We start from the raw sequence: 25,414 nt of genomic DNA on the forward strand, positions 1-25,414 counted from the left end.
CGGTCGTAGTGATCGGGCGCAAGGCGCTCCGCCATCGGCTCGATACTCTTGCGATCACCTGGTCCGATCAGGCCCGAAATATATACCGGGCACATCTGCCGCCGCTTCTTGTGACCAAGCTTCTCAACGAACGGCTTCAGCCAATCCGTCAGTGCAATATCCTGCTCCACCATCCACCGCACCCCTTTTGAGGTGCCAAAGATGGCCGATTATCGTTAACCGTCGGTTAATCTGCCAAAGTAGTGCTAGGGTGAGTTGAAAGCTTGATCGAGCATCGGGCGTCTTCGCCAGTACAAACAAGAGGACGAGGGACCGGATTTCAAATCAACGATAGTCTACTGCGTCTTTCAATTGGTCTGAAGAACGCGGACGATTTGACAAGTGACCTTGCAAACGCACTTGCCACATAGTCAGCCAATCGACGCGGGGCTACTTCGACTTCGACGGGATGACAATGACCGCCATCTCGACTGCCGATGAAATCTCACCGACGACTACCACGAACAGCATGAATGTTTTGAACTCCACACCGGATCAAGTTCTAATCGTAAATATTGCATCTCTCTTGAATCCCTAGTTCAAGTTGTAACGCACCCAGGGTTCGTCGGCTGAGTGCACCGACGCCGTTATCACTCTCGGCGTGCGGCGCAGGGAATGCCTACGCCGCGCAGTTTGGCTACTCGGCAACAACAGAACCCTTCAGATGAAGCGAGAACCCGGTCGCATTGGGATCTCCCACTTCGGGCCTGAGCTGCATGGTCGGGATCGCATAGTCGCCGGCATTCTGTTGCCGGTAAGGAATGGGCGGAATGGTCGCCAGGGTCCGCATCCTCTCACGCAGGCGTTCTGCAATGGGATCAAAGGCAGTCTCATCGAGGCGATCGACTCTGTAGACGACGAAGGGCGGCAGCACGTCGTAGCCTGGATAGTAGAGGATCCCATGATTGATTGGGAACAACAGGTCGTCGATCTGCCCGTTGACCCCACGGGCTGAGTAATGTTCCTCCCAGCCGCCTGCGGTCACAATCAACATTGCCCGTTTCCCAGCGAGAGTCCCTTCGCCGTAGCGATCGCCCCATCGCTGATGACTGTGCTCGCCGACCCCATAGCCGAACCCGTAGGCGAACACCCGATCGACCCAGCCCTTGAGGATCGCCGGCATTGCGAACCACCAGAGAGGGAACTGGAGGATCAGTGTGTCGGCCCACAGAAGCTTGTCGATCTCGGCTTTAACATCTTCTGTCAGCATGTTTTCATCGAAGGCCTTTTTGGATGCCGCTACCGGTATGAACCGCCCGCCTGGTGGGAGCGAGGGGAAGTCGGCACGGTCGACCTCTGATTTCCAGCTGTCGGAATAGAGGTCCGATACCCGCACCTCATGGCCTTGGGCCTCGAGCTCCTTCAACGCGACGTCACGGAGTGCTCCGTTGAGCGAGAGCGGCTCGGGGTGAGCGAAGACAACTAGGACTTTCATAGATCACCTTTCGATGTTGGAACGTACAGCCCAACAGTAGACAATCCATAGCTAGTTCACTACGTGTAGGTAATGCATAACATTATGCCGAATAATGGATAGATCTGACTTGACGCTCGAGCGAATGCGAACTTTCGTGCGCGTGGCTGAGCGCGGGAGCCTTTCGGCAGTGGCTCGTGAGCTCGGAGTTGGGCAATCGACGATCACACGGCATCTGCGAGAGCTCGAGGAGGCTGTGGGCGTTTCCCTGCTCAGCAGGACCACCCGCCGCGTCACATTGACTGATGAAGGCAGCCGCTACTATGCCAACAGCATCCAGATTCTACGCCTTGTCGAGCAAGCAACAGATGAGGCTAGGGGAACACGGGGGGCTTCGGCAGGTGCGATCCGTATCTCCTGCACTGCGGCGTTCGGGATCTTGCATGTCAGCCGACTGATCTTCGCCTTTCAGGATCAGTATCCCGACATCGGGGTTGACCTCAACCTGACTGATGAGCGCGTCGACCTTGTGCGCGAGGGCGTTGATATCGCGCTCCGGCTCGGCCCGCTTGCCGACAGTACCATGAAGTTACGACTCCTCGGTCAGAGCCGTCGTCTGCTGGTGGCAGCACCATCTTACTTGGCCGCGCAAGGGACACCATCTGTCCCGCAGGACCTGATTGGTCATGAGGGTATCCGGATGTCCAACGTCGCAGGCAGCGACACGCTCACATTGCAGGGACGCGCCGCTGAACGCCACAGCGTGCCCTTCTCCGGACGACTACGGGTCGATCATGGGCTTGCCGCGCGCGAGGCTCTTATTGCTGGGCGCGGCATCGCGCCCGCGCATCGATGGCTTGTCGAGGACCTTTTGGCGGCCGGGCGTCTCGAGGTGATCCTGGCAAACTACATGGTACCCCCCGTGCCGCTGAGCATGCTGATTGTCCCAGAGCGCGCGGGCGTTGCTCGGGTGAGGCTGCTGGTCGACTTTCTCGCGGACCGTGTCCGTGATGTCCCAGGTATCGAGGGGCCACTTCGGGCTCGTTAACCGGGTTCAAATTTTCCTTCCGGTCGCGCCAAAGAACTCAAGCATCGCCGATATGGCTCAAGATCGCGTTGATTGAGGAATGCGCTTCCGATATGGCGTCTTCGTCCTGTTAAGCCATAGGCGCACCACGCGAAGTCGCATGGCCGTAATGCGCTCAGGATAGTGGCGGCAACAGATTATCTTCCCAAGAGGTGCAACATCTCTGTCTGGATGAAATCAGACGCGGATCACAACTTTACCAAATGGCCCTTCCCGGAATCGCGCCAAAGCTTTTGGAAAGTCTTCAAAGTCGAATTCAGAATCGATGGTAGGGGACATCGCGCAAACGTCGACCGCGCGAACCATGCGCTCGAGGCCCCGTCTGTGACCAACATACACGGCTTGGATGTTCGCAAATGTAAAGATGGCAGGAACAGATGCGAAGCTAGCATTAAAGCCATCGATAACGCCAACGAGTGAAATACGACCGCCAGGGGCAAGCGCGCTTACCGAATGATCAAGGCTCGCACCTCCCGCTACTTCAAGAATATGATCCGCTCCCCTACCCCGCGTCAAAGCCTTGACCTGTTCGGCCCAATGCGGTCCTTGGTTTCGATTTATCACGTACGTTGCGCCCAATTCCGATACGCGATCCGCCTTTGACTGGCTGGTTGTTGTCACGATCACTTCCGCACCAATTTTGCGGGCAAGTTGCAAAGCGAACAACGAAAACCCACCAGTTCCTTGAATGACTATCGTCTGTCCTGGCATCACGCCGCCGAGCTCAACCAGGCTGGTCCACGCGGTCAGTCCAACGCAAGGCAGGCAGCTTGCTGCCGCATCAGATAAGGATGTCGGCGCTTTAACAAACCACTCCGCTGGCGCTGCCAGATACTCAACGAGCGTGCCAGGCAGGGGACCGCCGAAGCTGGCTATTTCACCATTCTTGCGGGGAGGCTCGCCATCGATCCAACCTCCATTGAAATTGTTGATGACGCGATCTCCAACAGCAAACGCAGTGACATCCTCTCCGAGCGCCGCGACCTCCCCCGCGAGGTCGGAACATGGCGTGAAAGGAAGTCCGAAACGTCCATACCCATTGTTGTCGACCATCAGCATGTCGCGATAATTCAACGAAACGGCCCTGACGCGGATGAGGACCTCTCCATATCGAGGTGACGGTTCATTGACCTCCGCGAGGTGCAAAGCATCCGCACCAGGTCCCTTAATTTGCCAAGCCTTCATTGCCTTCTCCTTTTTTTCGAACTTGCAATAGCTAGCAGGTTCTTGTTTCTACATAAGATGAACTTCATCGTTTCAGAGTAGAAGAAAAGTCTACATGAGGTGGCCATGCGAGACACATTGAACGGCATCTCGATATTTGTTCACGCAGCTGGAGCTGAGAGCTTCACAAAGGCGGCGGATCAGTTGGGACTATCACGGTCGGCGGTTGGGAAGGCCATCGCACGGCTTGAAAGTCGGCTAAACACGCGCCTGTTCCACCGCACGACCAGAGGACAAAGCCTAACTGACCGTGGTCAGAAGTTTTATGAGCGCTGTCTCGTCGTCGTGGCTGAAATGGAAGCTGCCGAGGCCGTCCTCGATGCTGACGCAACCAGACCTTCAGGCATTCTCAGAGTGAGTGCCCCTCTTCTGCTGGGCAGACAATGCGTCGCACCCATCCTCATCGATTTCACGCAGCAATATCAGGAACTGGAACTTGACCTCCGTTTTTCGGATCATATCGTAGACCTGGTTGAGGACCGAATAGACCTCGCTATTCGCATCGGCCCCCTTCCCGACCGCGCTGGCCATGTGGCTCGAAAGCTCGGATCGTTCGACATGGTCGTTTGCGCCTCGTACGATTATCTTTGCACGCGAGGTCAGCCAACGAGCCTGGAGGAACTGGCTGGCCATGATTGTCTTCCATTCACCCGTGGAGGGGGTCGGCCAGAACCGTGGCGATTTACCTCTCCCAACGGTCCTGTCCTGGAATACATTCCCTCCGGAAGAATTAGGCTGAATGATCTCCAGGCCATTGTGGATGCTACGCTCTCCGGGGCAGGAGTTGCCTGCTTGCCCGCTTGGCTAGTCCGGGATCGAATAAGGGATAACTCATTGACGCCACTCATGGTCGATCACCGAGCTGTCGGAAATGATGTTTTTGCCGTTCGCGCTCAAGCGCCTCATGTCCTGACGAAGGTCAGAACCGCCGTGAGCGAATTGGTCAAGCGGATGCCAAGCCAACTTGGCGCATAGTGAGCTCAATCGACCCACGATTATCTCGAAACCGGCATGCCTCCCGGGCCTTCTAGGATTTCTGCAATGAAAGAGGCTAATGCTGGTCGCCGTAGCACTGGCCCCATCCTCACTCCGCGCTGAAGATGGGCTTCTCCTCGGGAATTAATCAAAGCAATATCTCAGTAGCGGAAATATCCGGCGAAATGGCGCACTCCAAAGGGATTTATGTTAGGTGGCTATTGAATTCCGACAGAAGCAGCGTCGAGTGGCGGCTGGGATGCTGGCTTCGTTCATTATCTCGGTCACTGCGATCGTCGGCGCCGTTATCGTCGATTCGGGTCCCGCGCATGCGGTCAATCAGCGTATCGTGGAGGCGTTGCGCGCCGACGTCTTTGTCGCGATCTGGCTTTTTGCCGCGATCGCCAACGTCGCACGACTTCGGTTTTCCTCGCGCGAGGACATCGACGGAAGCGGCATGACGCAAGCCACCGAGCCAGTCCGGATCGCCAACGCAATCGTGCAGAACACGCTGGAACAAACAGTCCTCGCAGTTGTCGCACACGCGGCCATTGCCGTGGTGCTTCCTAGATCGACACTGCTTGTCGGCGCACTGGTCATTCTGTTCTGCATTGGTAGGGCCTGTTTTTGGAGCGGTTACCGCAAGGGTGCCTCCGGCCGTGCATTTGGTTTCGGCTTGACCTTTTATCCCACAGCCCTGACGCTATTGCTCGCGGCCATGATGGTCTTTGTCGAGACCGTCTAGGTGATGCAACTGAACGAGGGTGAACCTCCATATGAGAGTTCCAGCCACGATTGGCAACAAGGTGCCGGTTTCGCTCATGAGCGGCTCATCGGCACCCGCGCCGAGCTGAGCCATAAGCCCGGAAATTCCAGCTCCCGCTAGTCCGAAATCGGCGGCACTTCAGAACCAACAATGCATTAGTGGATCGTGAATTCACAAAAATGATGGGGTCACGTCACAGGACACTCGTCTGGATCGTCATAGTTCCGGATACTACAGAAGGAGATCCAACATTGACTCAGAAGCTTGAACCATTTGCGGCTGCGCCTGCGCTAATGAAGAACTGGCTCGACTTTTCGAACGTCGTAGCCACAAGTCTCGAGCCGAGCCTGATCGAGCTCGTGAAAGTCCGCGCATCGCAAATTAACGGATGTGCAAACTGCCTCAACATGCACACCGCGGAGGCCCGGGCAAAGGGCGAGACGGAACACCGCCTCTACCTTCTGTCAGCATGGAGGGAGGCCCCTTGCTACTCCACAAGAGAACGTGCGGCGCTCGCCTGGACCGACGCCCTCACGCTTATTGCGGGGAATTCAGGCCATACTGCTGCCTACACGGACCTAAAGTCACAGTTCACCGACGAGGAGCAGGTGAAACTGACCCTGATGATCAACGTGATCAACGGCTGGAACCGTCTATCAATCGCCTTCAGCCTTTGGAGTGGACCAGCGGCCGAGAAGGCGGCCGCCTGAGTGGCACCGACTAACAGGGCAGCGGGCGAACTGGACAGCATCGGTAAGACCTTGGCGACAAGCCGGCCGCGCCGCAACGCTCCTGAGTGCCATCTCCCTCGCAGCCATTGAAATGGACCCGCAGCCGTCTGCTGCGGGTCCACTTATGCAAGTCAATGCACTGCCATGTGCTGCACAAATAACCTTGGAGCCCTTTTCAATATGGGCCTCGTTGGTTGAAAAGCTTTGACCAATCCAGTCGCGGCCGGGGACGACGACCTCGCCCCTGGGATCGAGGCGAGAGCCTTCCCGCGCAACGGCAGCTGCAGTCCGTAGCGAGGTTGCCGGAACGCTCCCTACGGCCCGGTGAAATGCGTTTGGTCCATTGACATCGAGGAGCTAGAACCGAACTCTACTATTGGGCGGAAGGAAAGGATGGCGACATCGGTTTTGGCCGTGACCCCGAATTCCTCACCGTAGCCGTTTGCGGCTCCGACGAGCACTTACCCTTACCGATTTCAATTTTCTCGCTAAGACCGCAGCTCGCTTGTCGCGGATTGCGCTTATCCCCGCCCAACGTGCTGCGATAACTCAGCTCGACTGATTTTGCGGCGCAATGCTGTGGCCCGCCCAGCGCTTTGAGCCCCTCGCTCCAGAGTTTGTCCATTTCCCGAATCTTTTGCCGAGAAATCCTTTCGAGGACCGTGGTAACCGGGGCGCTCGGGTAAGGGCATAGCCGCACGAAGGCGGGGCTCGGCCTTCCCGACCCAGCCCGTCTATGGGACGTCCGCGCCACTCCGAAGGCGATGAGCCGCTGACCAAAGAGACGGCTGCGAGGGTCGGTATCTCCTATGAACCATAGGGGCGGGTTCGGCCCCCGGTCGGCTACCTCGCGGCAAGGTCGAGTGAGCTGGAGCGTCGACGTGATCGGCACGGAACTGCACTGCTCGCTCGACGAATTTGAATTCGTGGCGCTCACGACACCCTCGTCGTCTAGTCTCCCAAGGTCGGACAGGAACAGATTGATTTCAAACCCGTTATCGTCCATCCACAGGAGGTCGATATGTCAAATGTTTCAAAGGCAGGCACCGAAGAGATCAACAATGCGACGAACCCCAACACGTTCGGCCGATCCGTCGAGAGTCTTGCGCAGATCAACGACGCCGCAGCGGAGGGTGCGGCCAATGCGGCACTCGAACCGCTTGGCATCTACCGCCTCGAACCAATCGCCGCGCCGGACGATCCGAGGTGGGCGAACTCTCCAGGTCACGGTATCGTCGTTGTGGCGGCAAGAACGACGGGCGACGCCCGCATCGTCGCCGCGAGCCGGGAACTCGACTTCATGGAAGTCGACGCCGCGCCTGCAGACGACGTCACAACGGTCAACGCCAGCGCGTTTCGAGATGACAAGCTATACACGGTGATCCAGATCGATCGCGGCCGCACCGACCTTAAGCGCGGTGTTCTCGAAGGCGAGATTTCTGTCGATACCATCCGGCCCGTCCAGCCCGATTGACCGCATCGATCACAGACGATCGCTCTTTCGGGGGAATACGACATGGCGCGATACTACTTCCACACCCGAGAGGGCGACGACTACGAAGAGGACAAGGAAGGCATTGATCTTCCCAGCATTGACGCGGTGAGGAAAGAAGCGATCCTTGCGGCTCGCGAGATGGTGGCCGAGCTTGTCCTGCAGGGTTCAGTCATCGACGGAAAGCGGTTCGAGGTGACCGACGAGGGAGGAAACCTCGTGGCCGAGATTCCATTCCTATCCGTCATCAAGTGACGGCGCCTCTCTTCGAAGTTACTGATCGCGCGATCACCGATATGAGTGATAATCGTGGTTTAAGGATATGCAAACCCATCGAAAGGATGGTCTCATGTTAGTTCGCAAAGCGCCTACTGTATTCGTTGCCGCTGCAACGTTGCTCGCAACCGCTGCCTTTGCCCAGATGCCATCGCAGCAACCTGGCTCCCAATCCTTCAAGGTCGGATCGTTCGACCTTGTCGCACTGCACGACGCCCAATTCGTGAAGCCGAATGACGGAAAAATACTCGGCGTCGGCCACACTCCCGAGGAGATCGGCGCGGTACTGAAGGCGGCTGGCGCGCCGACCGATACCGTGACGCTCAGCGTTGACGCCTTGCTGGTCAAGACGCCTGGACGGCTGGTGCTCATCGACACCGGAGTGGGCGGCGCGTTGCAGCAGAGCCTTTCCCAGGCGGGCTATAGTCCGGAAGACGTGACCGACGTACTGATTACGCATTCCCATCCCGACCATGTCGGCGGCCTGGTCGCGGATGGCAAGCTAGCCTTCCCGAAGGCGACCATTCGAATGTCGTCGGCTGAATGGTCCTTCGCCACGAAGAACGACCAACTCGCCGAGATAACCAAGGTGATCGGTAAACAGGTTCAGACATTCGCGCCGGGTGCTACTGTCGTTCCAGGCATTACGGCAGTCGAGCTAAAAGGCCATACGCCAGGCCATGTCGGCTATCAGATCCAATCCGGCAAGGACCGGCTATTCGACATCGGCGACACGGTTCACAGCTCAATCATTTCCCTCGCCCAGCCAGAGTGGCCGGTTGCCTTCGACAGTGACGCGACCGGTGGTGAGAAAAACCGGGTCGAGACATTGAAGAAACTAGCCGAGACGAAAGAGCTGATTTTCGCTCCCCATTTCCCGTTCCCCGGAGTGGGCTATATCGAAGCGGATGGTGGCCACTTCAAGTGGGATCCGACATTGAAGGCGCAATAGGGTTTTGAGCAGGCTGGCATAGAACAACTGTCGCTTTGCTGCAGGGAGACTTGCCTTGATAGTGGCCAGCACCAGGGGGGCGGCCCGCGCCAACCTCCTCTAAAATACCCGCCAAGCGGTTCAGCATTGGCGGGCCCATCGGCACGCGCGACTTGCCGCGTCAAGCGAGATCGCATTGACATCTCACCCCTTCCCCGCTGAAACCGCGCTTATATCGTGCGCCCATTTTTCAATGGCTGACATGTCCGGTGAATGAGGGGCGCTCCACTGTCCTATTTCGCCGTCTCCGGTCTAGAGAATCAGAGAGAATAGTGCCATCGTCAAATCGAGGGACTAATGAACCATGAGCACAGACAGCACGTGCGGCGATAAGCGACCCACGACTGCAGCGCAGATACTTGCTTTCTGACCGCGCACGACAGCGCAATCCAACGTCCGACGAAAGCCCTTTGAGGAACATATGACGCGATGCACAATAAATACTGTCATACGTGCCCCGATCTACATTGTGCTCGCATCGCTGACATCGGTTGGATTTTCTGCGGCACAAGAGGTGAAGAAGCCCGCCGAGACCAGTAAGGCGCAGGAGCACGGGGTTCCGGATCTGAGGCTCGGAGACGACAACGCCTATATCGAACTCTACGGCCAGATCAACAAAGGCCTGCTGACATATGACGACGGCGGCTCAACCGACAACTATTTCCCTGTCGACAACGCCAATTCGTCTACTCGCGCCGGTATTCGCGTTTACAGCCTGGTTGATAATGGCTGGTCGGTTGGAGGAAATATTGAAGGGGAATGGACCCCCTATGCAACAACATACGTCAACCAGCTTAATAAGGGAGATTTCAACTGGTCGTCAGACCTCCTGCGAAAAGCAGAGGTCTATGTCGATGCAAATGATTACGGCAAGTTTTGGTTCGGTCAGGGGAGCATGGCCTCGGACGGCAGCGCAGAAATCGATCTCTCCGGCACTAGCGTCGTTGGCTATGCCCTTATTTCAGACATGGCTGGCGGACCTTTTTTCAGACAGGATGACGGAACTCTCTCCTCTATTCAGGTGAAAGACGCGTTCACAGACTACGACGGTCTCGGCCGCAAATTGCGAGTTCGATATGACACCCCCTCCTATGGCGGATTCAGCTTGGGAACGTCCATAGGAACGCAGGTTGTGCCGGAGACGACCAATGTCACTGTCTGGGACGTGGCGCTGCGCTATGACGAAACGATCGATGACCTTAAAGTCAGCGGTGCATTGGCCTTTTCGAGGCCGGGAGACGGCAATTCGATTTACGATGCCTCGATTTCATTGTTGCATCAGCCGACGGGTCTGAGCCTGACGCTTGCTGCTGGGTATTCCGATAATGAGCAGGTCGACGGTCGCTACGTCTATGCCAAGCTCGGTTACCAGACGGAAATTTTTGAAGTGGGCAAGACCGCCTTCTCCGTCGATGCTTATTTTGGAAAGGACATCGAAGGCTCGGATACAAATAGCGATTCCTTCGGCGTGCAGGTCGTCCAGAATCTCGACTATTGGCGGACGGAACTATATGCTGGCGCTCGCACATACTCGTATGATCAAGAAATCGCGAGCGTTCAGGACAGCTACGCCGTCCTAATCGGCGCCAGGGTCAAGTTTTAACGAACCGCAAACGAAGTGAACTTGCTTTGCTACTGAAGCGGCGCCTCGGCTGTCCGGGAATGTGAATTGCACCGTACGCCCGTCAACACTTCGCTGTTGGACGAAAACTGCACCCCGCAATAGTCGGTAGCGACGACTATTTGATATCTTCGGCAAGCCCCCCGGTATCCTGGATCGCGATTGGCGTGAAACCTTTTGATTCTTAAGCCGTTATCGACGGTATGATCGACGCTAAATTTAATCCGGAACCGGTCGACGGCACCGACCCCCCCGGTGCCGAGAAGTCACGACAAGATGAGGCATCGACTGGCCAGGTCGTGTCGCCGCCAGATGCCATCGAACCTGACCCAGAGCTGACTCCGGAAGAGGCCGAACAGGTACGCAGGAGGTACTTGCTGACGCGGTTCTGGATCAGCGCGCGCCACTATTGGGGCCGCGGCGGCAATAAGTTCGCGTGGCCGTGCTCGATCGGGCTCTTGACCCTGATCGGTATGAATGTTGGCTTTCAGTATGGAATCAACGTCTGGAACCGGGCAATTTTTGACGCCATTGAGCAACGTGATGCCAGCACCGTCTATTTTCTGAGCGCCGTTTTTCTGCCACTCGTGTTCGGAAGTGTGGCACTTGTCACTTCACAGGTCGCCCTGCGTATGATGATCCAGCGCAACTGGCGTTCATGGCTCACCAAGGCAGTCATAGCCCGCTGGCTTGCAAACGGTCGGTATTATCAGTTGAACCTAATCGACGGCGACCACAAGAACCCCGAAGCGCGCATCGCAGAGGATTTGCGGGTCGCCACCGAAGCGCCTGTCGATTTCGTCGCTGGTGTCATCTCCGCATTTCTGTCCGCCTCGACCTTCATCGTGGTACTTTGGGCGATCGGAGGGGCACTGACTCTGACAGTCGCGGGTTCGACAGTGACTGTGCCCGGCTTTCTCGTTGTCACTGCGGTAGTATACGCCGCAATCACATCCAGTTCGATGGCATTCATCGGCCGCCTTTTCGTCCAGGTTTCTGAGGCCAAAAACCAGGCGGAAGCCGAATTCCGTTATACGCTGACGCGCGTGCGGGAAAACGGTGAGAGCATCGCATTGCTCGGCGGCGAAGAGGAGGAGCGTAACGACCTCGACAAGACGTTCGCCAGTGCGCTTAAGCAATGGGCGCTCCTTGCCGGCCAGCACATGCGCACAACGCTGGTGTCTCAGGGGTCGAGCCTGTTTGCGCCCGTTGTTCCGGTTCTTCTTTGCGCTCCGAAATTTCTTGACGGCAGCATGACCCTCGGAGAGGTGATGCAGGCAGCTTCCGCCTTCGCCATTGTTCAGAGTGCTTTTGGATGGCTGGTCGACAACTACCCCCGTCTTGCCGATTGGAATGCCTGTGCACGGCGTATCGCCTCGCTGATGATGTCGCTCGATGGGCTCGAGCGCTCGGAGCAAAGCAACGAGTTGGGACGCATTAAGCGCGGTGAGACTGAAGGCGATACGATGCTCAGTCTAAACGATGTCTCGGTGTCGCTTGGCGACGGCACTGCCGTTGTCAAAGAAACGAAGGTCGTGATCGAACCAGGGGAACGCGTGCTCGTGGCCGGTGAATCCGGTTCGGGCAAGAGTACGCTGGTGCGTGCGATCGCAGGGCTTTGGCCGTGGGGTGAAGGCAGCGTCAATTTCCACTCCGACAGACGACTGTTCATGTTGCCACAACGTCCCTACATTCCTTCCGGGACGCTTCGCCGTGCCGTCGCCTATCCCCGCGCCGCCGATGGTTGGACGCTGGATGAGATCAAGGCATCCCTCCACACGGTGGGGCTAGATTACCTGACCGACAAGCTCGAGGACGATGCGCCTTGGGACCACACCTTGTCAGGTGGCGAAAAGCAACGTCTCGCGTTCGCGCGTCTCCTGTTACACAAACCCGATATCATCGTGCTGGATGAAGCCACATCAGCGCTCGATGAGAAGAGCCAGGACAAGATTATGGAGATGCTGATCCATGAATTGCCTACAGTTACCATTTTAAGCGTAGGGCACCGAGCCGAGCTGGAAGCCTTCCATAGCCGCAAGATTACCTTGGAGCGACGCGAGGGCGGCGCAAAGCTCGTCAGCGATATTGATCTTGTCCCGCGCAAAAGAAAACGGACCATGTTTTCGCGTCTTGTGAAGAAGCGGCGGGGCCAACGGCAAGGCGCACGACGTCAAGCAGCGGGGCCGGTCTCAGAGCAATGATTGAAGTGCGGTTGGTCGGTATTGGATGAGGTCGTGTGTCTAGACCGGTTGTCGGATGGCTGGACACCCCAGCCAGTCAAGGGAGCATGTGGGAAGTAGCCTGACAATCCGGGGAGAGATCGCCGACTTGCGAAGGACTGTTGCTTGAATTGGGTATCATGCGCATTGAACAGGCGGCGATCGCTTGACGGTTGTGAGACGCGGCTCCACGCGGATCATTTCTACGGACGTCTGACGTGGAGGTATCCGCTGATTGCCGCAACGCTTCGAATCGTTGCACTACTACGACCACGCACTACAAATCGGTGGGCATGCGCACATTCTTTCCATCATAGGCGACCTTGAAATCCTTGGCGGCTTGCTTACCGGAAATCGTTAGAACGACATAGCGTTCTCCCGGCCCGGTTGTTTCGTGATGTGCCAGGTCGATCAACCAGATGGTCATCGGGGCCGTGCCGCTGAAGGCAATCATCCAATCCATATCCGGATCGTCCTCGTCATCGACAGTGAACGGAAGCCTGTAGACAAAGGTTTCCTGCTGAGTGCCGCCTCTAAGGTTCTCCTTAAGCCACGCCCATACCGCCGGCACGTCAACCGGAAATGCTGGCATCTCGAAGTTCACGTGGACCACATCCCTGGCAAACACGACTTCGCTGTCGAACAGCGCGTGTATGCCGAGGAAATATTCAGATCGTTCCATATACTGGATGAGTGCGGCAGACAGTTCCTTCAGGGTCGATGGCGTCTCAAACATGCGTTGCTCCAGTTGCGGCAATAGGAAATAACGAAAGAATGTGCGCGGGGTTCCGCGCATGGTTGTTTTACGTGGCGGAGTTCCCTCCGGCTCATCAGGAATTTTCAGGCTTCGATTTGTCCGTCAGTTTCGGACGCAAAATTTTTATCGTATTCGCCGATCACTCACTGGTCGCGACGACTGCGCCAGGCGAGCCGCAAGGACGACGGGCCTTTCCATAGGGTTGATAGGTGTTGTCCTCAGCCCTGTAGGACTTGTACCGGCTTGCACACCACGCAGCATCTGTCGCACGAGCCGATTTTCCGACCGTTTCACTGTCGTCATCAGCATGCTGGTCGAAAGGCGACACGCATTGCCTGACGTCTCCGCCATAGGAACGGTAGGTGTTGGTCGCTGGGTCAAACGACCGGAAGCGTTGTGAACACCAGATTTGGTGTTGTGCAGAGAGTTGTCTCTGGTCGTGCGGTGTCCTTGGTGACGTAGATCCGTCCGACACCTTCACACGCCGGATCGCGGAGGCGTCGGTAACATAGGTTGACAACACAGGCGCAAGTCGTTCGTAGCGCTGCGTTGCTGGATCCACACGGACCGGCTTTGTCGTCCAGAATTCGGGAGCCGCGAGGTCTGTGAACGAATGGGGTTCGGGCTCTGCCATGACAAGGGAAGCGACCGATGCGGCCGCGACGCAGGCGCCGATCGCGCTGGCGATCGCAAATGTGATAGATGCAATGGTCTTCATTTTGTTGTTACCCTGGTGTTGAGCCTGAGCCATCGGTTGGTGGCGCGGATGTCCCCCATTGACGACGCGTGACGTGCAGACCGCCACCGCGATCCTCAAGACAGATCATGCAATTTCCCTTCCTGTCCTCGGCCTCCAGCGTTGCTGAGCGCCGACGGCGCCGGCGATGATGTAAACGATCGTGAAAGCAGAAGGATCCACGAGGACTATCCGGTCATCCGAAAGGATGAAGTAGCGCAGGCGCAAACGGAATGATCTGACGATCGGCTGGGGCTCAAGCGCGATTGGTCATTGAGATGATCGTGCCAACGGAAGCGTGAAACGGGCTGACGTGAACCTCTCTCAGGACCTGCGGGTTCGGTCCTGCCGCAAGCTCGCCTGCCTGCGAAGTACCGACGCGCTCTTGACCTCGGCATGTGGGTTCGACAAAGGCCAGCGGGATACGATTGTGCTCTTTGCGCATACGGACGACACAAACTACGTCGTCACCCGGATAGTGTGATCGGGTCGCCTGGCCAAGTGCGCCGTGTTCGGGTGAGCCCGGACATCATCGCCTGAACGGCGATCCCGCCTCCCTGTCAGACACTACCCGGGGCCTGGCGGGAACTCGATCTCCGCAAGAACCGGCAGATGATCTGACGCGCGCCGTGACGCCGCAGTTGAAATCACCTGTGAGCGGACAATGCCGATCTCCTTTGAGACGAAGATATGATCCAGTCGAAGAAACGGGAACCGGGAGGGAAACGTTCGCGCCGCTCTCGTAGGTGCAACACGCTGTACGTCGCGAAAGCATGCGGCAAGGGCCTTGTAGGCGGCCGATGACGGTACGGCATTGAGGTCGCCACAGATGACCGTCGGGATATCCTGAAACTCGCGACGTCCCATCCAATCGCTACCGAGCAACGTTGAGACCTGCTGCATGCGATCGAAATTGCTCAGCCCCAGATGAGTGTTCAGCACATTCAATGCTAACCCTGGCAGGTCAACTCGGACCCAAATTGCGCCACGCAATTCTCCGAGTGACGGCAATGGGCCGGCTTTGACCAGGCGCGTCGGAAATGCCGTTAAAATTGCGTCACCATATTTCTCGTCCTCCACATGGAGCGCCGGATGAAAGTGCGCCTCCATCTTCAAAAGCGAGGCTATGACATGGGCTTGGTCCATTCCGCCTGTCCGCTTGCGTCCGACGTCCAGCTCCTGCAGCGCGATGATGTCAGCGCCGGTTTGTGCGATAACATCAGCAGTTCGATAAGGATCGATCTTACGGTCCGTTCCGATGCAGCTGTGCACATTGTAGGTCAGAATCGAGATCGTGTGCGAACGGCGGCTGGGGGGATTGTCACGGTTTGAGCTCATGGCAAGGAACCGGGATCAGCGTTGTTCGTTCCATCTGGGCGAACCTGTCAGCAACAAGCAACAAAACAGATTGGTTTTCTTCAGACCGTGACCGCGGTCGTCCTGGCGAACATCGCCAGGCTGGCAACGCAATGCGCGAGGAGGCCTTGGTGTTCTGGACGCCACCGTTCGATCGGCGCGCCGTTTCGAACAATTCATTTCCTTCTGTTTCTCGCCCCGAGCTGTTCTACTTGCGTTCAGCGAATTGCGGAAAAAGGTTGGCATCGGTCAAAGGATAGCGGCCAATCTCATCCTGAGGGTCGCGAACAACGACCGCAATCTGCGCAGGGGATGAAAGGGTATCTGCGGATCGACAACAGAGGTGCCGGGGAGAGGAGAAATTCCACCCTGAGTTAGATCAACAGAAAACTCGCGCAGTCCACGCGGGCTGGTGTTGAGCCCATCGAGTGATTTGACCAGGGAACGCGTTTCCAGAAGCATCCCGTCAACCGCTTCGACAGTCGTGTCGAGATGCTCGGCCAGAAGCTTGCTTCGCAAAGCCGAGATCGCGTCCCGATGAGTTGCCTCGCCAGCTTCAAGGGCAAGGTCGCACTCCGTGTCGAGTCCCTCGGACCGATAGTTCAGATTGGAGGAGCCGATGCGGACGAACCGATCGTCGATGATGACAACCTTTGAATGGATGGTAACTTCCTGCTCGCCGCCTTTTGGATTTGGGACGACGGGATAGAGGATTCTCAGCCTGTCGTGATGATCCATTCGCTTTAACCGTCGAATGACCCGATCGCGATTGCCCCCCATCGTCAGCTTTTCAATCAAGCCGTGCGAATTTTTGGTAACGAGGACGACGATCTCCGGTCCATTCGGTTCCTCCAGCCGGCGCCCGAGCCTGCGAGCGATCCCGAAGGAGGCGAGGTATTGAGTCTCGATATAGATTGACTTCTTGGCCGCCCGGATGGCGTCGCGGGTTAGTCTGATGGCTTCATGACGACCCCGCTTTCCGACCAGCCCGGGCTCGGTCAGGGCAATACCTGCATTTGACCCGCACATATCGGCGACGATCGATTCCGGCCAGGACGGGGTAGCCTCTGGTGGAGTGGCAATCGTCTCACCCGTCGCCCGTCTCCAACGTCGTCGTGCTACATCGCCAATGAGCCGCGCTGCGTCACCGGAAACCATCGCCTGGATATCGTGTACGGGATTATAGGGCCGGCCATCCGGCGCCGTTCTCAAGGCATTGTCGACGCGATGGTCGGGCTCGTCCCAGCGGCGCGCCGTCAGATCGATCCCGCCGAGGAAAGCGAGGTCATCGTCAATGGCAACGAGCTTTTGATGGTGACAGCCTCTGAACGGATGCCTGAGATCGAAACGCAAATGAATTTGCGCATGGCTGGAAAGAGCGCTTTCACGGAAAATCTTCAAAGACTTGCCAGAGTAGACAGGCCCCATCCCCCAAACCAGGATCCGTACCTGCAGATCATCCGCGGAGCTGTCGACCAGATGGAGCAGCAGTTCCCCAAGGGTTTCTGAGCTGACACGCGGACGCAGGCAAATATCTGGGTTGAAGTCCCACCCGACGATCCAAATCGTGCGTCGCGCAGCGCGAAGAGCTGTATCAAGGGCAGAAAAATACGCAGATCCGTCGATCAGAAACGCTGCCTTTTCCGCTTTCGCGACGTTCCAGACATTGCGCCCCGGCTCGATGATTGCAGATGCCGAAGACGCCTCTCTGACCGCCGTCCACCTCATTCTGGCCATGGAGTCTCCGTTTTGATGAATCGTGCCATTTGTGCCCTATGAACGCTCGGCATCGTCATCCGTTCCCACCCTTCGGGTCGTCTGATGAGCTTGCCTCTTCATAGGGTGCCTCCGCACGGACCGGCGCGCCCACGGCGGACGAGCGGGTGTGCCGCCGCCAGTTGAGACCGGCTCGGAGAACAGCTTTCGATTGTCGATGTCATCTATCGGTCATCCGCCAGCAACCGACGGACCCGCGAGGGGAGCCGGCTGGCCCAGCGGCAGCAGCTTTGAAGCGGCTTGGTCACCGGCCCGACAGATATGGCATAGGGCGATCGGCTGCGTTTAACCAACCAGTCGATTGATGATCTCGAGAGGGTGCGGGACGGCTCTTGCGTCGATCGCCTTGACCTGTGAGCGGCAGGAATAACCCGTAGCCATCACCGCTCCGCAATCCCCAGACAGCGCACCGGCCCAACTCATGGCATAAAGCCTTTCGGAAACAGTGCGATTGCAAACCTCATGACCAAAGGTGCCCGCCATCCCGCAGCAGCCGACATCACCTATCTTGAGATCGACTCCCATGTGCTCGAACACGTATTTCCATTGCGCTGAAGATGTCGGAGCGTTGGTGCGCTCAGTACAGTGCAGCATCAGCGTGTACAGCGATCCTTGTGTTCCAGCCGGTGTTTCACGACCGCCGCTGGTCCTCGCTGGATTCAGCCGCCCGACATTGGCCACCAGCCATTCCTGCGGCAGCAGGACGTTGAAACCCACTTTGCTGCCGAGGGCTGATTTGTATTCGCTTCGAAAGGCGAGCGTCATGGAGGGATCGATGCCGACCAGCGTGACCCCGAGATCGGCGAGCTCCCCAAGGACGAGTGCCGTCCGTGCCGCCGTCTTCTGAAACCGGCCAAGATAACCGTGGACGTGCAGTGGCTTACCGTTCCTGTGGGGTGGTGCAAGGTATGGCATGAAACCAAGCTTTCGCACGAGTTCGATGGTAGAACTGACCACCATTGGGTCGAAATGCGCGGTGAAGACGTCTGTCACGAGCACGACGACACGTTGACGTTCATCGGGAGTGAGTGCCTTGATCGTTCGAGGCGTGGCCTCTGGAACCCCAAGCCGTTTCGTCTCTCGCCTGAGTGAAAGAGGTGGGATCGGAGGGAGGGCCGTCAATCCGACGAGACGCATCAGAGCCTTGCCGGGAGTGGTTCCGATCAAAAGGTTGTAGACTGGCCTCACCCGGACCATCGTTGGAAGGGCTGTTTCGATCGCGGCAACAATCGAGTGCTTGAGTGGGCGCAGGTAGCGGCCGTAGTAGAGTTCTATGAACTTCGCCCGAAATGCCGGCACACTTACCTTGACTGGACACTGACCAGTGCAGGCCTTGCAGGACAGACATGTGTCCATGGCTGCTCGCACCTCGTGGGAGAAGTCGTTGCGGTTCCTCGGATCGAGGCTATTGAAGGCGCGGACAAGAAGATCCGTGATCCGGCCGCCTGCACGCAATCTATCGGCCTCGCTGATTGGGTCGCCACCGCTTTGCGCGATTTGGCGCAGCCATTCGCGCATCAGCGAAGCACGTCCTTTTGGCGACTGGCGCCTGTCCCGGGTCGCCTTGTAGGATGGACACATCAACCCGGTCTCATCGAAATCGAAACAGGCCCCGTTGCCGTTGCAATAGGCGGCATTGTCGAAAGCGGAGCGAATGTCCTTGCCGATCGAACGATCGAAGCTGCCTCGCATCGGCACCTGATCGATCTTCAGCAAAGCCTCTCCGGTGGGTGACGCAATCTTGCCCGGGTTTAACTGATTGGCGGGGTCGAAGGCGCGCTTGATCTGCTGCAGGCACGAATAGAGAGGCCCGAAATACTCAGGAACATACTCCGATCGCACGCCCTTGCCATGCTCACCCCAAAGAACACCGCCATATTTGCGGGTAAGTGCGACCACCGCGTCACTGATCTTGCGCACCAGCGCCGCATGCTCTGGCAAGGTGAGATCGAGTGCCGGTCGTACGTGCAATACACCGGCATCCACGTGACCAAACATGCCGTACGCCACCTGTTCGGCGTCGAGCAGCGCACGGAATTCGCGGATGTAGTCGGCAAGGTGTTCGGGCGGCACGGCGGTGTCTTCGACGAAGGCCACGGGTCGTACCGCGCCTTGGACGCTGCCGAGCAGTCCGACGGCACGTTTGCGCATCGTCCAGATGGCCTCGATGTCTTCGCGACGCCGTGCCACCACGTAGCCGCGATGGACGCTGTCAATCGCCGCGTCCAGCGAAATGGTCAGCGATTTGAGCCTGTGTTCCAAGGTTTCTTCATCATCGGCGAGAACCTCGACGATGTTGATGCCGCTCATGGGTTCAGGTGTATCGTCCGGGAAGTACCGGGCAATGCTGGGCCAGACAATGTCACCCTTGGCAAGCCCCAGCACCGTCTCGTCGACGGTCTCGACGGAATCGACTTTCAGAGCCACCAGCGTGCGCGCGTGTTCCAACGCGGCGTTGAAGTTGGCATAGCGGATGTTGATGAGCGCGGCGCATGCTTTGATCGGCAACAGCTGGACCTCGATCTCGGCGATCATCGCCAGCGTGCCTTCGGATCCGCAAAGCACGGCGTTCAGGTCGAAGCGACCGTCTGGGCGACGAATATGAGCCAGGTCATATCCTGTCATGTAGCGGTTCAGCGACGGGAAGATCTCTGCAATCAAGTCTCTCTTTTCGCACTCGATGGCGTCGACCGTGCGATGAATATCGCCGATCCGGTCCTGCCGTCTTTTGATCTCCCCGAGCGAAGCATCGTCAAGGGGCCGCGACCAGAACAGTGTACCGTCCGCTAGCACGACGCGAAGGCCAGCCACGTGGTTGCTCGTCTTGCCGTAAACGCACGAGCCTTGGCCACAGGCGTCGGTCGACACCATGCCCGCGATCGTTGCGCGGTTTGAAGTCGAAAGCTCCGGTGCGAAGAATAGGCCATGGGGCTTCAGCGCCTTGTTGAGCTGATCCTTAACAACACCTGCCTGGACGCGCGCCGTGCGTCGGACCGGATCGATCTCAAGGATACGGTTCATGTAGCGAGAGCAATCGACCACCACTCCATCTGTCAGCGACTGGCCGTTGGTGCCCGTCCCGCCGCCTCGCGGCGCAATGGTCACATGGCGAAAGGCCGGCTCCGACAGGGTCATTGCGACCACGCAGACATCCTCGGTCGTTCGCGGAAAAACGATCCCGGCAGGCGTGACCTGATAGATCGAATTGTCCGTTGACGACACCGTTCGCGCGCCTCTGCTGCGATCGATATCGCCGGAAAAACCGGCCTCGATCAGCCGTTCGAAGAAGTCGAGCGGCACGAAGGGTTCGGGCTCGGTGATTTCAAGTCGCGGGATCATCGGAAAAAATGCAAGAACTGTACAAGGACCATGATCAGGAGAAGGTGGCCCATGCCCGACCTACTGCGTCAGTTATACAGTGATCTGCAGTCCCCCGAAGAATGCCCTTCACCATGCAAGGTGCAGGACCGCCTTTTCCGTCTCCCCGGCAATCGAAGCGCTCCAGCCGCTCCATGGGCTCAGTCTCAACGGCTGGCGCTGCATCTCCAGAGGGGGCGTGATTGAACATCGTGGTCTCACCTTGGACACCGGTAGGGTTATTCGCGTAGAGCAACATAGTCGCCTTGAATCGGCGTGTATTGTGAGATATTTCGCTGACTTGATGCCGAGTTGGAATGGCCGACTGTCGAAGTCCGATGGGACATCGTCAGCCTGCAGGCATCTGTGTGCGAACCCTCACGTGTCTTTTCAAAGGCGCCGGCCGAATAGCGCAGCCTCATCCGTGTGGCTGCCAGACGACAAACTGCAGGACCCGACAAAGGCGTCGGCGGGTGATCATCACGACATCTCACCAACGGATGGGACAGCGGGGTTGACAGACGACAATTTCCTTCGGTAGAACTTGTCAGACATCTTACAAAAATGTTCTGGGAGGAACACATGAATATCTTTGGCAGGCTTATCACGGGCGCAGCACTCCTTGCCATTGCGACCCCGGTGGTTGCGGGCGAGACGCTTGATCGTGTCATGGACAAGAAGGCGATTGTCGTTGCGACCAACAGCAGCTGGCCGCCCCAGAGCTATCTGGATGACAAGAACGAAATGGTTGGTTTTGATATCGACGTTTCCCGCGAGATCGCCAAGCGACTGGGCGTCGATGTCAGCTTCCAGACCCCCGACTGGGCGACGCTCACCGGCGGGCGCTGGCAGGGACGCTACGACCTCGGTGTTGGTTCAGTGACGCCGACCAAGGCCCGTGCACAGGTGATCGACTTTGCCGGGATCTACTATTACAGCCCCTACGTCTACGTGGTTCACAAGGACAGCACCGCCAAGACCGTTGGGGATCTGAAGGGCAAGGTGATTGGCGTCGAAACGGCGACCACATCGGAAGACTTCATCCGTCGTCAGCTTGAAATCGACGCGCCCGGCCTGCCGCCAGTCGAATACAAGCTTGAACCTGGCGAAGTCCGCACATTTGCAGATTCCATGCTGCCATTTGACGACCTGCGCCTCGGCGATGGTGTTCGGCTCGATGCTGTGATCGCGCCGGAACAGACCGCAAAGAATGCCATCAAGAACGGCTATCCCCTGCGCATCCTTGACGATGGCTATGCCTTCCGGGAGCCGCTGGTCGTCATCGACGAGAAGGGCGATCCGGATTGGACGGCCAAGGTCGGAGGCCTTATCGCCGACATGAAGAAGGACGGCACGCTCGCCGCTCTCACCACCAAGTGGTATGGCAAGGACTACAGCGCCGACTGAGACGCAAACAATGCCAGGCGCAACGCCTGGCATTCATTTTCCTGCCGCACGAGCACCCCATGACCTATCCAGATACCTACTACCGTCGGTCCATGACGAACGACGCCGAGCGTCCGGCCCTTTCCGGCTCTCTGGAATGTGACACATTGATCGTTGGCGGCGGCCTTGCCGGCCTGACGACCGCGCTGCAGCTCGCCCGGGCCGGGATCTCGGTCATTGTGCTCGAAGCCGAAAATGTCGGTTTCGGTGCGTCGGGTCGCAATGGAGGCTTCGTCAGCCCGGGTTTTGCGACAGGTGGCGATGCCATTGCGCGCGTTGCGGGCAGCGAGGCAGCGAAGAAAATTCATCGCCTTTCAATCGAGGGTGTCGATTTCGTGCGCGACACGATCCGCGATCTCGCCATCTCGGACGCCAGGCCGCAGCCGGGCATCATGAGCGTGTTGCGCTACGACGGCGGCGACAGCCTCAGAAAATACGCCGATCAGATGCGCAGCGACTACGGATACGAGCTCGAATATTTCGGCACCGACGCCGTTCGCAGCCGGCTGAAATCGCCTCGCTACTTCCAGGCGCTGCGCGATCCCAGGGCGTTTCACATGCACCCTCTCAACTATTTGCGTTCGCTTGCCGCGGAAATCGAGCGTCTGGGCGGACGCATCTATGAGAATTCAGCCGCGACGCGCTGTGACCTCGACGGGTCCGAAAAGAGAGCCATGACAGCTGGCGGCCTGGTGAGAGCCCGGCGCGTTGTTTTCACGACGGGCGGCTATACAGGAGCGCTGGTCGGCAAACTCAATCGCTCCTACCTGCCGATCGCGACCTACGTCATGTTGACAGAGGAAGCTCCAGACTTGATCCGGGAGGCCATCGCAACCCGAGACGCGATTGGCGACAACCGCCGTGCCGGCGACTACTATCGGTTGGTGGAAGACGGAAAGCGTATCTTATGGGGCGGACGCATCACCGCCCGCGCAGCCTCGCCGGCGGCGCTCGCCCGTGAACTGCGCCGCGAGATGACCGGCACTTATCCGCAGCTGAAGGAACTGAAGACAGAGCTCGCCTGGTCTGGCCTCATGTCCTATGCACGCCACCTCATGCCCCAGATCGGGGAGATGCAGCCCGGCGTCTGGCATTGCACCGCCTTTGGCGGCCACGGCCTCAACACGACGGCGATAGGCGGCAAGCTGATCGCCGAGGCGTTGCTCGGCCAGTCGGATCGCTACAAACTGTTTAAGCCCTTTGGCCTCGTCTGGGCGGGCGGATTTGCAGGTCTTGCCACGGCACAGCTCACCTATTGGAAATTGCAGGCGCAGGACTGGTGGCGTGAACGCGTTGCCTGATCTGGCGGGGGGACATCGATGCTTGGAAGACTGATACTGAATTATCCCGCAACGGCGCGGCGCATCGGCATGTTGCTGGTTTTTGCTCTGATCGCAGCCGGGCTCTTTGGGCTTGGCATCAGCTCGGCCTGGATTGGGAAGCTCTTTCCCGCGGCACTCGAATGGCTGAAGGAAAACAAGCAGATCGGCCGCGCATTATCGGCAGTCGCCATCACCCTGATCGTCGCGTTTAATTGGAAGCTGCTGCAGTTTCTGCCGCGCCGACAACAGATCGTTGCGGTCTGGGTCGAACTGTTTGTGCTTCTGATGCTGTTTTTCTACTCATTCGACCTGTCGCTCTCCTTCATCGCCCGCAAGGTCGGCTTCATGATTTCGCAAGGCGTCGTCACGACGCTCTACATTTCCGCGATCTCGATCGCGATCGCGACCGCGATTGCGCTGGCCGGCGCCATTGCAAAACTGTCAAAGAATGGCGTGATTTACGGTCTTGCGACCTTCTATACCTCGTTGTTTCGCGGCCTGCCGCTGCTGATGCAGATCTATATCATCTACCTGGGCCTTCCGCAGGTTGGTTACGTCATCGGCGCGGTTCCGGCGGGCATTCTGGCACTCTCGCTCTGCTACGGCGCGTATATGACGGAAATCTTTCGCGCCGGTATCGAGAGCATTTCGCGTGGCCAGACAGAAGGCGCGACGGCCCTTGGCCTCAGCCCGAACCAGACGATGTTTCTTGTTATTCTGCCGCAGGCGATGCGGGTCATCGTGCCCCCTACAGGCAACCAGTTCATCGCCATGCTGAAGGATTCCTCACTTGTCTCGGTGGTCGGCGTCTGGGAGATTATGTATCTTGCCCGAACCCAGGGGCAGACGGAGTTCCGTCATATCGAGATGCTGATCACCGCCTCGATGATCTACTGGGTGCTGTCGATCGGGCTCGAATTCCTGCAGTCGCGCATCGAAGCCCATTTCGGACGCTTCAATGCTCGCTGAAGCGTCGGCGGCGTCAGGAGAAGGAGGCGTCATTGGGTCGAACCTCAGGGCTGCACTGATTGTCCTATGCGCCTTTGCGGTATTTTCAGGCACCGATGCGCTGGTAAAGCTCTTGAGCGAGCGTTTCCCCGTGCCGCAGGTGACCTTCATGATCACGGCCGCGGGCCTCACGTTCGTGGTGGCATCCGCCGTGATGTCGGGCCGCGGAGAGGCGCTCTTGCCGCGCCATCCCCGCCTCGCCTTCGCGCGTGCAATCCTGCTTGCTGGCGACACGTTGCTCATCCATTACGCCTTTGCGGCCCTTCCCCTTGCCGAGGCCTACGTGCTGTCCTTCCTGTCGCCGGCGCTGGTGGCCTTACTCGCCTTTGCCTTTCTCGGCGAGCGATCGTCGGCAGCCGGCTGGTTTGGCGTGCTCCTCGGATTCAGCGGCGTGATCGTGGCTCTGCAGCCCGGCGCCACAGCGCTGCGCTTCGGGCACATAGCGGCGGTCGGCTCTGCCCTGCTTTTTGCATTGTCACTGGTGCTGCTGCGTCGGACCAAGGCGACGGAGTCCGACACTGCACTGGTGGCGAGCTTGCTGTTGGTGCTGAGCGTGCTCTCCTTCGCTGTCACGCTGACCCGAGGCGGCTTTGCCGCCGTCACGCCCACTGACATAGCAATCGCCACTGCTGCCGGACTCACACTCTTTTGCGGTCTCGTGCTGCTGGTGCGGGCGGTCGTCGCGCCATTCCAATACACCAGATCGTCTGGGGATGCCTTTACGGCACCCTGCTGTTTGGCGCTCCCATCGAAACCCACACCCTCGTCGGCGCCGCAATCATTGTTGGTTCCGGCTGGCTGATCCTGAGATAACCGGA

General features: G+C 58.1%; 22 protein-coding genes. 14 read left to right on the forward strand and 8 right to left on the reverse strand.

All coding sequences use genetic code 11. The annotated features are described in order from the left end of the window. The coding region (locus tag AC1D2R_RS29745; RefSeq protein ID WP_477972034.1) for a transposase at nucleotides 1-173 on the reverse strand (173 nt) is incomplete at its 3' end. Nucleotides 174-263: 90 nt separating this feature from the next. Between AC1D2R_RS29745 and AC1D2R_RS29750 the strand changes: the two genes are divergently transcribed. Further along, a complete protein-coding gene (locus tag AC1D2R_RS29750) occupies nucleotides 264-410 on the forward strand; it encodes a hypothetical protein (RefSeq protein WP_477973132.1) in 147 nt (48 codons plus the stop codon). A gap of 266 nt (nucleotides 411-676) precedes the next feature. On the opposite strand, the gene AC1D2R_RS29755 is transcribed toward AC1D2R_RS29750, so the two are convergent. Continuing rightward, entirely contained in the window at nucleotides 677-1,474 is a 798-nt protein-coding gene (locus tag AC1D2R_RS29755) for an NAD(P)H-dependent oxidoreductase (RefSeq protein WP_477973134.1), read from the reverse strand. Between the two features lie 94 nt (nucleotides 1,475-1,568). On the opposite strand from AC1D2R_RS29755, the gene AC1D2R_RS29760 reads away from it, so the two are divergent. Further along, nucleotides 1,569-2,501, forward strand: coding sequence for a LysR family transcriptional regulator (locus AC1D2R_RS29760; protein ID WP_477973136.1), 933 nt, complete (start codon nucleotides 1,569-1,571; stop codon nucleotides 2,499-2,501). 216 nt (nucleotides 2,502-2,717) lie between these two features. Here AC1D2R_RS29760 and AC1D2R_RS29765 read toward each other — a convergent pair whose 3' ends face one another. Then, nucleotides 2,718-3,725, reverse strand: coding sequence for a zinc-dependent alcohol dehydrogenase family protein (locus tag AC1D2R_RS29765; protein WP_477973138.1), 1,008 nt, complete (start codon nucleotides 3,723-3,725; stop codon nucleotides 2,718-2,720). Between the two features lie 105 nt (nucleotides 3,726-3,830). On the opposite strand from AC1D2R_RS29765, the gene AC1D2R_RS29770 reads away from it, so the two are divergent. The 8 genes from AC1D2R_RS29770 to AC1D2R_RS29805 all read left to right on the forward strand — a co-directional run bounded on the left by AC1D2R_RS29770 (nucleotide 3,831) and on the right by AC1D2R_RS29805 (nucleotide 12,820). Next, nucleotides 3,831-4,739 carry a LysR substrate-binding domain-containing protein gene (locus tag AC1D2R_RS29770; RefSeq protein ID WP_477973140.1) on the forward strand — a complete coding sequence of 303 codons (909 nt, stop codon included), beginning with the start codon at nucleotides 3,831-3,833 and terminating at the stop codon, nucleotides 4,737-4,739. A gap of 214 nt (nucleotides 4,740-4,953) precedes the next feature. Then, entirely contained in the window at nucleotides 4,954-5,484 is a 531-nt protein-coding gene (locus AC1D2R_RS29775) for an MAPEG family protein (RefSeq protein WP_477973142.1), read from the forward strand. Nucleotides 5,485-5,756: 272 nt separating this feature from the next. Next, nucleotides 5,757-6,215, forward strand: a complete 459-nt coding sequence (locus AC1D2R_RS29780; protein ID WP_477973144.1) for a carboxymuconolactone decarboxylase family protein — start codon at nucleotides 5,757-5,759, stop codon at nucleotides 6,213-6,215. Nucleotides 6,216-7,257: 1,042 nt separating this feature from the next. Continuing rightward, nucleotides 7,258-7,710 (forward strand): hypothetical protein, encoded by a 453-nt coding sequence (locus tag AC1D2R_RS29785; RefSeq protein WP_477973146.1) that lies wholly within the window; start codon nucleotides 7,258-7,260, stop codon nucleotides 7,708-7,710. 42 nt (nucleotides 7,711-7,752) lie between these two features. After that, complete coding sequence (locus AC1D2R_RS29790; protein WP_477973148.1) at nucleotides 7,753-7,983, forward strand: DUF6894 family protein; 231 nt, start codon at nucleotides 7,753-7,755, stop codon at nucleotides 7,981-7,983. Nucleotides 7,984-8,077: 94 nt separating this feature from the next. Continuing rightward, nucleotides 8,078-8,956: an MBL fold metallo-hydrolase gene (locus tag AC1D2R_RS29795; RefSeq protein ID WP_477973150.1), complete on the forward strand. Its 879-nt coding sequence runs from the start codon at nucleotides 8,078-8,080 to the stop codon at nucleotides 8,954-8,956. Nucleotides 8,957-9,509: 553 nt separating this feature from the next. Next, nucleotides 9,510-10,598, forward strand: a complete 1,089-nt coding sequence (locus AC1D2R_RS29800) for a porin (RefSeq protein ID WP_477973152.1) — start codon at nucleotides 9,510-9,512, stop codon at nucleotides 10,596-10,598. Nucleotides 10,599-10,819: 221 nt separating this feature from the next. Next, nucleotides 10,820-12,820: an ABC transporter ATP-binding protein/permease gene (locus tag AC1D2R_RS29805; RefSeq protein ID WP_477973154.1), complete on the forward strand. Its 2,001-nt coding sequence runs from the start codon at nucleotides 10,820-10,822 to the stop codon at nucleotides 12,818-12,820. 295 nt (nucleotides 12,821-13,115) lie between these two features. Here the strand turns inward: AC1D2R_RS29805 and AC1D2R_RS29810 are convergent, their stop codons facing one another. The 5 genes from AC1D2R_RS29810 to ydiJ form a co-directional block, all read right to left on the reverse strand. After that, complete coding sequence (locus AC1D2R_RS29810; protein WP_477973156.1) at nucleotides 13,116-13,574, reverse strand: hypothetical protein; 459 nt, start codon at nucleotides 13,572-13,574, stop codon at nucleotides 13,116-13,118. Between the two features lie 160 nt (nucleotides 13,575-13,734). Continuing rightward, nucleotides 13,735-14,313 (reverse strand): BA14K family protein, encoded by a 579-nt coding sequence (locus AC1D2R_RS29815; RefSeq protein ID WP_477973158.1) that lies wholly within the window; start codon nucleotides 14,311-14,313, stop codon nucleotides 13,735-13,737. 585 nt (nucleotides 14,314-14,898) lie between these two features. Further along, entirely contained in the window at nucleotides 14,899-15,669 is a 771-nt protein-coding gene (locus AC1D2R_RS29820) for an endonuclease/exonuclease/phosphatase family protein (protein ID WP_477973160.1), read from the reverse strand. 267 nt (nucleotides 15,670-15,936) lie between these two features. Continuing rightward, on the reverse strand, nucleotides 15,937-17,424 hold the full coding sequence (locus AC1D2R_RS29825; protein ID WP_477973162.1) for a phospholipase D-like domain-containing protein: 1,488 nt from the start codon (nucleotides 17,422-17,424) through the stop codon (nucleotides 15,937-15,939). Between the two features lie 324 nt (nucleotides 17,425-17,748). Next, the gene (gene ydiJ, locus AC1D2R_RS29830; protein WP_477973163.1) at nucleotides 17,749-20,802 is read right to left on the reverse strand and encodes a D-2-hydroxyglutarate dehydrogenase YdiJ; all 3,054 of its coding nucleotides are present in this window, start codon (nucleotides 20,800-20,802) and stop codon (nucleotides 17,749-17,751) included. 600 nt (nucleotides 20,803-21,402) lie between these two features. On the opposite strand from ydiJ, the gene AC1D2R_RS29835 reads away from it, so the two are divergent. Genes AC1D2R_RS29835 through AC1D2R_RS29850 form a run of 4 tightly spaced genes read left to right on the forward strand, consistent with a single transcriptional unit; the run spans nucleotide 21,403 to nucleotide 25,398 of the window. After that, nucleotides 21,403-22,227 (forward strand): transporter substrate-binding domain-containing protein, encoded by an 825-nt coding sequence (locus AC1D2R_RS29835; RefSeq protein WP_477973165.1) that lies wholly within the window; start codon nucleotides 21,403-21,405, stop codon nucleotides 22,225-22,227. A gap of 59 nt (nucleotides 22,228-22,286) precedes the next feature. Next, nucleotides 22,287-23,567 (forward strand): NAD(P)/FAD-dependent oxidoreductase, encoded by a 1,281-nt coding sequence (locus AC1D2R_RS29840; RefSeq protein ID WP_477973167.1) that lies wholly within the window; start codon nucleotides 22,287-22,289, stop codon nucleotides 23,565-23,567. Between the two features lie 18 nt (nucleotides 23,568-23,585). Next, nucleotides 23,586-24,557, forward strand: a complete 972-nt coding sequence (locus AC1D2R_RS29845; protein WP_477973169.1) for an amino acid ABC transporter permease — start codon at nucleotides 23,586-23,588, stop codon at nucleotides 24,555-24,557. Then, nucleotides 24,547-25,398 (forward strand): DMT family transporter, encoded by an 852-nt coding sequence (locus AC1D2R_RS29850; RefSeq protein ID WP_477973171.1) that lies wholly within the window; start codon nucleotides 24,547-24,549, stop codon nucleotides 25,396-25,398. The genes AC1D2R_RS29845 and AC1D2R_RS29850 overlap by 11 nt, the downstream gene beginning before the upstream one ends. Nucleotides 25,399-25,414: the final 16 nt, after the last annotated feature.

It is taken from the genome of Rhizobium sp. P1_C7 (assembly GCF_056406295.1).

What these genes read in the sequence shown, in the direction of transcription:
- AC1D2R_RS29840 (WP_477973167.1), top strand. Translation starts at nt 22,287, where the DNA reads ATGACCTATCCAGATACCTACTACCGTCGGTCCATGACGAACGACGCC.
- AC1D2R_RS29825 (WP_477973162.1), bottom strand. Translation starts at nt 17,424, where the DNA reads ATGGCCAGAATGAGGTGGACGGCGGTCAGAGAGGCGTCTTCGGCATCT.
- AC1D2R_RS29765 (WP_477973138.1), bottom strand. Translation starts at nt 3,725, where the DNA reads ATGAAGGCTTGGCAAATTAAGGGACCTGGTGCGGATGCTTTGCACCTC.
- AC1D2R_RS29850 (WP_477973171.1), top strand. Translation starts at nt 24,547, where the DNA reads ATGCTCGCTGAAGCGTCGGCGGCGTCAGGAGAAGGAGGCGTCATTGGG.
- AC1D2R_RS29810 (WP_477973156.1), bottom strand. Translation starts at nt 13,574, where the DNA reads ATGTTTGAGACGCCATCGACCCTGAAGGAACTGTCTGCCGCACTCATC.
- ydiJ (WP_477973163.1), bottom strand. Translation starts at nt 20,802, where the DNA reads ATGATCCCGCGACTTGAAATCACCGAGCCCGAACCCTTCGTGCCGCTC.
- AC1D2R_RS29820 (WP_477973160.1), bottom strand. Translation starts at nt 15,669, where the DNA reads ATGAGCTCAAACCGTGACAATCCCCCCAGCCGCCGTTCGCACACGATC.
- AC1D2R_RS29755 (WP_477973134.1), bottom strand. Translation starts at nt 1,474, where the DNA reads ATGAAAGTCCTAGTTGTCTTCGCTCACCCCGAGCCGCTCTCGCTCAAC.
- AC1D2R_RS29770 (WP_477973140.1), top strand. Translation starts at nt 3,831, where the DNA reads ATGCGAGACACATTGAACGGCATCTCGATATTTGTTCACGCAGCTGGA.
- AC1D2R_RS29845 (WP_477973169.1), top strand. Translation starts at nt 23,586, where the DNA reads ATGCTTGGAAGACTGATACTGAATTATCCCGCAACGGCGCGGCGCATC.
- AC1D2R_RS29835 (WP_477973165.1), top strand. Translation starts at nt 21,403, where the DNA reads ATGAATATCTTTGGCAGGCTTATCACGGGCGCAGCACTCCTTGCCATT.
- AC1D2R_RS29805 (WP_477973154.1), top strand. Translation starts at nt 10,820, where the DNA reads ATGATCGACGCTAAATTTAATCCGGAACCGGTCGACGGCACCGACCCC.
- AC1D2R_RS29760 (WP_477973136.1), top strand. Translation starts at nt 1,569, where the DNA reads ATGGATAGATCTGACTTGACGCTCGAGCGAATGCGAACTTTCGTGCGC.
- AC1D2R_RS29790 (WP_477973148.1), top strand. Translation starts at nt 7,753, where the DNA reads ATGGCGCGATACTACTTCCACACCCGAGAGGGCGACGACTACGAAGAG.
- AC1D2R_RS29795 (WP_477973150.1), top strand. Translation starts at nt 8,078, where the DNA reads ATGTTAGTTCGCAAAGCGCCTACTGTATTCGTTGCCGCTGCAACGTTG.
- AC1D2R_RS29815 (WP_477973158.1), bottom strand. Translation starts at nt 14,313, where the DNA reads ATGAAGACCATTGCATCTATCACATTTGCGATCGCCAGCGCGATCGGC.
- AC1D2R_RS29785 (WP_477973146.1), top strand. Translation starts at nt 7,258, where the DNA reads ATGTCAAATGTTTCAAAGGCAGGCACCGAAGAGATCAACAATGCGACG.